General features: G+C 72.3%; 7 protein-coding genes. 6 read left to right on the forward strand and 1 reads right to left on the reverse strand.

All coding sequences use genetic code 11. The annotated features are described in order from the left end of the window. Positions 1–116: 116 nt before the first annotated feature. Entirely contained in the window at positions 117–620 is a 504-nt protein-coding gene (locus ACWGIG_RS35255; RefSeq protein WP_453325782.1) for a metallopeptidase family protein, read from the reverse strand. A gap of 265 nt (positions 621–885) precedes the next feature. On the opposite strand from ACWGIG_RS35255, the gene ACWGIG_RS35260 reads away from it, so the two are divergent. The 6 genes from ACWGIG_RS35260 (at position 886) to ACWGIG_RS35285 (ending at position 7,226) form a co-directional block, all read left to right on the forward strand. Next, positions 886–1,323 carry a DUF3499 domain-containing protein gene (locus ACWGIG_RS35260; RefSeq protein ID WP_453325783.1) on the forward strand — a complete coding sequence of 146 codons (438 nt, stop codon included), beginning with the start codon at positions 886–888 and terminating at the stop codon, positions 1,321–1,323. 88 nt (positions 1,324–1,411) lie between these two features. Further along, positions 1,412–2,776 (forward strand): phosphomannomutase/phosphoglucomutase, encoded by a 1,365-nt coding sequence (locus tag ACWGIG_RS35265; RefSeq protein WP_453325784.1) that lies wholly within the window; start codon positions 1,412–1,414, stop codon positions 2,774–2,776. Between the two features lie 418 nt (positions 2,777–3,194). Next, positions 3,195–3,377, forward strand: coding sequence for a Trm112 family protein (locus ACWGIG_RS35270; protein WP_362418180.1), 183 nt, complete (start codon positions 3,195–3,197; stop codon positions 3,375–3,377). Between the two features lie 209 nt (positions 3,378–3,586). After that, positions 3,587–4,726 carry an SIS domain-containing protein gene (locus ACWGIG_RS35275; RefSeq protein WP_453325785.1) on the forward strand — a complete coding sequence of 380 codons (1,140 nt, stop codon included), beginning with the start codon at positions 3,587–3,589 and terminating at the stop codon, positions 4,724–4,726. A gap of 135 nt (positions 4,727–4,861) precedes the next feature. Then, positions 4,862–6,121: a mannose-6-phosphate isomerase, class I gene (manA, locus tag ACWGIG_RS35280; protein ID WP_453325786.1), complete on the forward strand. Its 1,260-nt coding sequence runs from the start codon at positions 4,862–4,864 to the stop codon at positions 6,119–6,121. 127 nt (positions 6,122–6,248) lie between these two features. Next, positions 6,249–7,226: a cation diffusion facilitator family transporter gene (locus tag ACWGIG_RS35285; RefSeq protein WP_453325787.1), complete on the forward strand. Its 978-nt coding sequence runs from the start codon at positions 6,249–6,251 to the stop codon at positions 7,224–7,226. Positions 7,227–7,278: the final 52 nt, after the last annotated feature.

Below are 7,278 nucleotides of genomic sequence, written 5' to 3' on the forward strand. Positions count from 1 at the left end.
CCTCCACCCCGGGTGGAGGGCCTTACGCACAAAGTCCGCCTGCCCGTCCGTGCTTCTGTCCGTACAGGCCCCGTCCGTGCGTCTGGCCGTACCAGCACGGTCAGGAGCGGTCCGCGTCAGTCCTGCCCGTACCGCGGGTCCACGGACTCGGGCGCCAGCCCCAGCAGTTCCGCGACCTGCTCCACGACGATCTCGTGCACCAGCAGCGCCCGCTCGTCCCGGCTCTTGGTACGGATCTCCACCGGCCGCCGGTACACCACCACGCGCGCGGGACGGCCCTCCTCGGCCGACAGCACCCCACCGAGCGGCACCGGCTCGTCCGTCCACCCGTCGGGCCCGTCCGGGCCGCCCGCGGGCGGCACGTCGAGCACCAGGAAGTCGACCTCGGCGAGCTGCGGCCAGCGCCGCTCCAGCCGCTCCACGGAGTCCTGTACGAGATCGCCGAAGGCCTCCGCCCTGCTGGACGAGAGCGGCACCTGGGGCGGCGCCACGGGGCCGCGCATGCCGCGGCCGTGGCGGTCGCGCCTGCGCGGCCCGGTGCGGCCCGCGGGATGCGGATCGGCAGGGCGGGGCCCGACGGGGAGCGACTCGGGAGAACGGGGCGGTCCGGAACTGTCCATCACTGACGCAGCGTAGCTCTCCCGGCCGCACGGTGATCCGGCTCCCGGCCGGGCACTCCGCATGGCACCGAATGATCATTTCAGCCAAGTACGGGCTCGTTTTCACGCCCCTCAATGACCGCACGACTCACCCTGATTGACCTCCTTTGTCGTCATCGGAGACCGAAACGGAACCGGCGCTCCCTTGCCGGCCCCGGTCTCCCCGCAGGTCAGGCCCGCCGCCCGGGGGACGGGCCTGACAGGGGTCGGCGGACGACACGGTGGGGTGAGGCCGGGGGAGAGTCGTCGCGGCCCGTTCAAGAGTGCGGTACCGTCCAACGTCGTGAGCCCTGTACGTCGCTGTTCGCGCACCGCGTGCGGTCGTCCTGCCGTCGCGACACTGACGTACGTCTACGCGGATTCGACCGCAGTCCTCGGTCCGCTCGCCACCTATGCCGAGCCCCACTGCTACGACCTGTGTGCCGAGCACTCGGACCGGCTGACCGCGCCCCGCGGCTGGGACGTGCTGCGCCTCTCCGACGGCTCCGCCCCGGCCCGGCCCAGCGGCGACGACCTCGAAGCCCTCGCCAACGCGGTCCGTGAGGCCGCCAGGCCGCACGAACGCCCCGCCGACCCCGACGCCAACAGCGCGCGCACGGCGAATCCCGCGTCCCCCTCCGCCGCCCGCCGCGGCCACTTGAGGGTGCTCCGCTCTCCCGAATAGGGGCCCCGGGAGAAGTCAACGTACGGTCCACAGACCCCCCGAACGGGTAGTTTGGGGCGACCGAACAGGACTTCCAGGAGGGGTGGCCGTGGCTGCTGATCTGTCACAGATCGTGAAGGCGTACGACGTACGTGGGGTGGTCCCGGACCAGTGGGACGAAGACCTCGCGGAACTGTTCGGAGCCGCCTTCGTACAGGTCACGGGAGGCGACGCGATCGCCGTCGGCCACGACATGCGCCCCTCGTCGCCCGGCCTCGCGCGCGCCTTCGCACGCGGCGCGGCAGCACGCGGCGCGGACGTCACCGAGATCGGCCTCTGCTCGACGGACCAGCTCTACTACGCCTCGGGCGCACTGAACCTGCCGGGCGCGATGTTCACCGCCTCGCACAACCCGGCGCAGTACAACGGCATCAAGATGTGCCGCGCGGGCGCCGCCCCGGTCGGCCAGGACACCGGCCTCGCGGAGATCCGCGCCCTGGTCGAGGAGTGGTCGGAATCCGGAGCACCCGCTCCTTCCCCCACCCCGGGAACCCTCACGCGGCACGACACGTTGACGGACTACGCGGCCCACCTCCTCTCTCTCGTCGACCTCTCCTCGATCCGCCCCCTCAAGGTCGTCGTCGACGCGGGCAACGGCATGGGCGGCCACACGGTCCCCACCGTCTTCGAGGCCCTCCCCGTCACCCTCATCCCCATGTACTTCGAGCTGGACGGCACGTTCCCGAACCACGAGGCGAACCCGCTCGACCCGAAGAACATCGTCGACCTCCAGGCCCGGGTCCTCGCCGAGGGCGCCGACCTCGGCCTCGCCTTCGACGGCGACGCGGACCGCTGCTTCGTCGTCGACGAGCGCGGCGAAGGCGTGTCCCCCTCCGCCGTCACCGCTCTGGTCGCCGCCCGCGAGCTCGCCCGCAACGGCGGCAGCGGCACGGTCATCCACAACCTGATCACTTCCTGGTCGGTCCCGGAAGTCGTTCGCGAGCACGGCGGCACCCCCGTCCGCACCCGTGTCGGCCACTCCTTCATCAAGGCCGAAATGGCCGCCTCCGGCGCGATCTTCGGCGGCGAGCACTCCGCGCACTACTACTTCAAGGACTTCTGGAACGCGGACACGGGCATGCTCGCCGCCCTCCACGTCCTGTCGGCCCTGGGCGGTCAGCCCACCCCCCTCTCCGCCCTCCTCTCCTCGTACGACCGCTACGTCGGCTCCGGCGAGATCAACTCCACCGTCGAGGACCAGGCCGCCAGCACGGCAGCGGTCTCCGCCGCCTTCGCCGGCCGCGACGACGTCACCCTCGACCACCTCGACGGCCTGACCGTCTCCGCCACCGACTGGTGGTTCAACCTCCGCGCCTCGAACACGGAGCCTCTGCTCCGCCTGAACGTCGAAGCCCGCGACGAACCCACCATGCAAAAGATCCGCAACCAAATCCTGACCCTGATCCGCTCCTAACCCCCCCGGCCCCCAACGCCACACACCCACCACCACCGCCACCGCCGTCTCCTTGGGCACAGGGGCCGCCCCCTGGGACGGAACGGGTGGGCAAGGGGGCGGCCCCCACGCGGAGCACGCCCCCTCCCGACCGCACACCCTCGCCACCACCCACCACCCACCACCCACCACCCACCGCCCGACCGCCCCGCATCCCACCGTCCACCGCCCGACTGCCCCGCATCCCACCACCCCGCGCCCGACCGCCCCACGAGACGCCCCGCGCCCTGCCCCACCACCCGGCTCCCCACAAGACGCCCCGCTGCACCCGCTCCACCCCGCCCTCCCGAGGGCCGCCTCCCTCACACCGTCCGGCAAGCCCCACCCCACCGGCGGTACGCTGACCTCGCCCAATCCGCATGTCTGAAGGGACCACCCCATGCCGCTCGAAGCCGGCCTCCTGGAGATCCTCGCCTGCCCGGCCTGCCACGCCCCCCTCGGCGACGAGACGGCCGCGGACACCCCGGAGCTGATCTGCACCAGCAAGGACTGCGGGCTCGCCTACCCGGTCCGGGACGGCATCCCGGTCCTCCTCGTCGACGAGGCCCGCCGCCCGGCCTGACCGGAACGCTGCCCCGGCAGCACGCCCCGCCCTCGGATCGTCGGCCAGCCGCCAGCCGCCAGCCGCCAGCCGCCAGCCGCCAGCCGCCAGGCCCCGGCGGCCAACGCCCGTCCCTCCGGCGGCACCGCAAGACCGCCGAACCCACCACCCGGGCACTCGTCCCGCAAGTCAAGTCCCAGTCCGCGCAAGGCGATCGGAGGCTTCACCCCATGCTCGACGAGTCGCTGCTAGACGCCCCGGAAGCTCTGGCCCGTGCCGACCACCGCGGTCTCCTCCGCGGCGCGGCCGAGGCCGGAGCCCGGGTACGCACCGCAGCCCGGCACGCCACCGAGGCGGGCCTGGCCGGTCTCAAGCCGGAGGGCCGCCCCCGCGCCGTACTGATCGCGGGCCCCGGCGTCGCCGCCACCGGAGTGGCCGACCTGCTGACCGCGCTCGCCGGAGCCTCCTGCCCGGTGACGAGCCTGCACCCGACCGGTGTCGCCCCCGCGGCCGGCGCCCTGCGCTGGACGCTCCCCGGCTGGGCGGGCTCCGTCGACCTTCTCCTGCTCGTGACGACGGACGGCGCCGAACCAGGCCTCGCCCTCCTCGCCGAGCAGGCCTACCGTCGTGGCTGCACGGTCGTCGCGGTGGCCCCCCAACGCTCCCCGCTCAGCGAGTCCGTCGGCGGAGTGCACGGCCTGGTCGTCCCGATGGCGACCGCTCCGTACGAGGAGTACGACGCGGGCACCACCGCGGGCCCCGGCCCGCTCTGGGCGCTGCTCACCCCGCTCCTGGTCCTCCTCGACCGGCTCGGCCTGCTGTCCGCGCCCCCGGAGACGCTCCAGCTCGTCGCCGACCGCCTCGACCAGACCGCCGAACGCTGCGGCCCCGCCATCGCCACGTACAGCAACCCGGCCAAGACCCTCGCCGCCGAACTCGCCGACTCGCTCCCGCTCGTCTGGACGGAGGGCGCCCTCGCAGGCCCGGCCGGCCGCCGGTTCGCCGCCGTCCTCGCCGAACTGGCCGGCCGGCCCGCCCTCGCCGCCGAACTCCCCGAGGCCCTGCCCGCCCACGGCATGCTGCTCACCGGTGCGTACGCCGCCGGAGCCGACCCGGGCGAATTCTTCCGGGACCGCGTGGACGAACCGCAGGCGCTCCGCGCCCGCGTCGTGCTGCTGCGCGACCGTCCCACCGGCGGCCTCACCGCAGCCCCGGCGGCCCGCGAGCTCGCACTCGGTCACGGCACGGCTCTCAGCGAGCTCGAACCCGAAGAGGGCAACGAGCTGGAAGGCCTCGCCGAACTCCTCGCCGTCACCGACTTCGCGACCGCCTATCTCGCTCTCGCCGCATTCGCACCCCCTTCCGACTGATACACCCCAGCACCGACCCCGCGCCGCCCCTGACCCCGCTCCGCGACTTACCGCGCTCCACCCATGCGCCCTCCTGACTTCTCCCTTCACGGACTGACTCCGCCCCACGGCCGCCCCGGACCGGAAAGAGCCACCATGGACCGCCTCGCCAATACCGTGCGCCCCTACGCCTGGGGCTCCGTGACCGCCATCCCGGAACTGTTCGGCACCGAGCCCACCGGCGAACCGCAGGCCGAACTCTGGATGGGCGCCCACCCGGGCGCGCCGTCCCGCATCGACCGCGCACCGGCCTCCGGCGAGCGCTCTCAGCCCCACCCGGACCCGACAGGCCCGGCCCCGTCGCTGCCGACCCCGGAGACCCACGCACTCTCCGACGTCATCGCCGCCGACCCCGAAACCGAGCTGGGCCCCGCCGCGGTGAAGAAGTTCGGCCCGCGACTGCCGTTCCTCCTCAAACTGCTGGCCGCCGGAGCACCGCTCTCGGTCCAGGTCCACCCGAACCTCGCCCAGGCGCAGGAGGGGTACGCCGACGAGGAACGACGCCAGGTCCCGATCGACGCCCCGGACCGCAACTACAAGGACGCCAACCACAAGCCCGAACTGATCTGCGCGCTCACCAAGTTCAACGGTCTGTGCGGTTTCCGAGTTCCCGCCGAAGCGGCCAAAACTCTCGAATCCCTCGGCGTCGACTCCCTCAAGCCCTATGCCGACCTGCTCCGCGCCCACCCCGAAGAAGCAGCGCTCCGTGAGGTCCTCACCGCCGTCCTCACCGCCGACCGCACGGAAATCGCCGCCACCGTCACAGAGACGGCCGCCGCCGCCGAGCGCCTGGCCGCCGACCCCGCCACCCCGCCCCGGGAAGCAGCCGCCCACGCGGCGTACGCCGCCATCGCCCACCACTTCCCGGGCGACCCCGGCGTCCTCGCGGCGATCCTCCTCAACCACGTCCAGCTCCAGCCCGGCGAAGCCATGTTCCTCGGCGCCGGCGTCCCGCACGCCTACCTCGACGGCCTGGGCGTGGAGATCATGGCGAACTCGGACAACGTGCTCCGCTGCGGTCTCACCCCCAAGCACGTCGACGTCCCCGAGCTCCTGCGCATCGTCCGCTTCGAGGCCACCGATCCCGGCATCCTGCGCCCCGAGGCGTCCTCCGACGGCGAAGAGCTGTACGAGACCCCGATCGACGAGTTCCGGCTCTCCCGCTACGTACTCGCGGAAGGCGCTGCTCCGGTTCACCTCGCGGAGGGCGCACCGCAGATCCTCCTCTGCACGGCCGGCACTCCCCGAGCGGGCGACCTGAGCCTCAGCCCCGGCCGGTCCGTCTTCGTACCGGCAGGTGAAAAGACCGAACTGTCCGGAGCCGGCACGGTATTCCGCGCCACCGTGATCGCCTGACGCACCAGCAGCCCCCTTCGCCCCGGCAAGCTGCAACAATGTGCGGCCGTACGCACCGCGGCGCTCGGGCCGCAGCATCCAGGACGTCACAGGACATCCAGGCCATCCAGGAAGGACCCCTGCACCCATGAGCGCGTCAGGCGGAACCAAGGCAATCGTGGCGGCCCTCGCCGCCAACCTCGCGATCGCCGTCTCCAAGTTCGTGGCGTTCCTCTTCAGCGGCTCGTCCTCGATGCTCGCCGAGAGCGTCCACTCGCTGGCAGACTCCGGCAATCAGGGCCTGCTCCTCCTCGGCGGCAAGAAGGCCAAGCGCGAAGCCACCCCGGAACACCCCTTCGGCTACGGCCGCGAACGGTACATCTACGCCTTCCTGGTCTCCATCGTGCTCTTCTCCGTCGGTGGCATGTTCGCCATCTACGAGGGCTACGAGAAGATCAAGGAGCCGCACGCCATCGAGGCCTGGTACTGGCCGGTCGGCGTCCTCGTCTTCGCGATCATCGCCGAGAGCTTCTCCTTCCGCACGGCCATCAAGGAGTCCAACCAGACGCGCGGCACGCTCTCCTGGAAGCAGTTCATCCGCCGCGCCAAGGCCCCGGAGCTCCCCGTCGTGCTCCTCGAAGACCTCGGCGCCCTGGTCGGCCTGGTCCTCGCCCTCGGCGGCGTCTGCCTGGCCCTCGCGACCGGCGACGGCGTCTGGGACGGCATCGGCACCCTCTGCATCGGCATCCTGCTGATCGTGATCGCCATCGTTCTCGCGGCCGAGACCAAGTCCCTCCTGCTCGGCGAGGCCGCCGGCACCGAGGACGTCGACAAGATCAAGGCCGCGGTCGTCGACGGCGACACCGTCACCCGCATCATCCACATGCGTACGCTCCACCTCGGTCCCGAGGAACTCCTCGTCGCTGCCAAGATCGCCGTCCAGCACGACAACACCGCTGCCGAGGTCGCGACCGCGATCAACGCCGCCGAGGACCGCATCCGCGCCGCGGTCCCGATCGCCCGCGTCATCTACCTGGAGCCGGACATCTACAACGAGTCCGCGGCTGCCGAGGGCTCCAACCCGGGGCGCACCCCCGGCGGCCCGACCACCGAGCCCTCCCACTGACTCCAGCACTGAATCCAGCAGTTCTTGAGCAAGGTCCCCGCCCGGCCAGGGC

The sequence above is a fragment of the Streptomyces sp. NPDC054863 genome (genome assembly GCF_053610825.1).

What these genes read in the sequence shown, in the direction of transcription:
- ACWGIG_RS35270 (WP_362418180.1), top strand. Translation starts at nt 3,195, where the DNA reads ATGCCGCTCGAAGCCGGCCTCCTGGAGATCCTCGCCTGCCCGGCCTGC.
- ACWGIG_RS35275 (WP_453325785.1), top strand. Translation starts at nt 3,587, where the DNA reads ATGCTCGACGAGTCGCTGCTAGACGCCCCGGAAGCTCTGGCCCGTGCC.
- ACWGIG_RS35285 (WP_453325787.1), top strand. Translation starts at nt 6,249, where the DNA reads ATGAGCGCGTCAGGCGGAACCAAGGCAATCGTGGCGGCCCTCGCCGCC.
- manA (WP_453325786.1), top strand. Translation starts at nt 4,862, where the DNA reads ATGGACCGCCTCGCCAATACCGTGCGCCCCTACGCCTGGGGCTCCGTG.
- ACWGIG_RS35255 (WP_453325782.1), bottom strand. Translation starts at nt 620, where the DNA reads ATGGACAGTTCCGGACCGCCCCGTTCTCCCGAGTCGCTCCCCGTCGGG.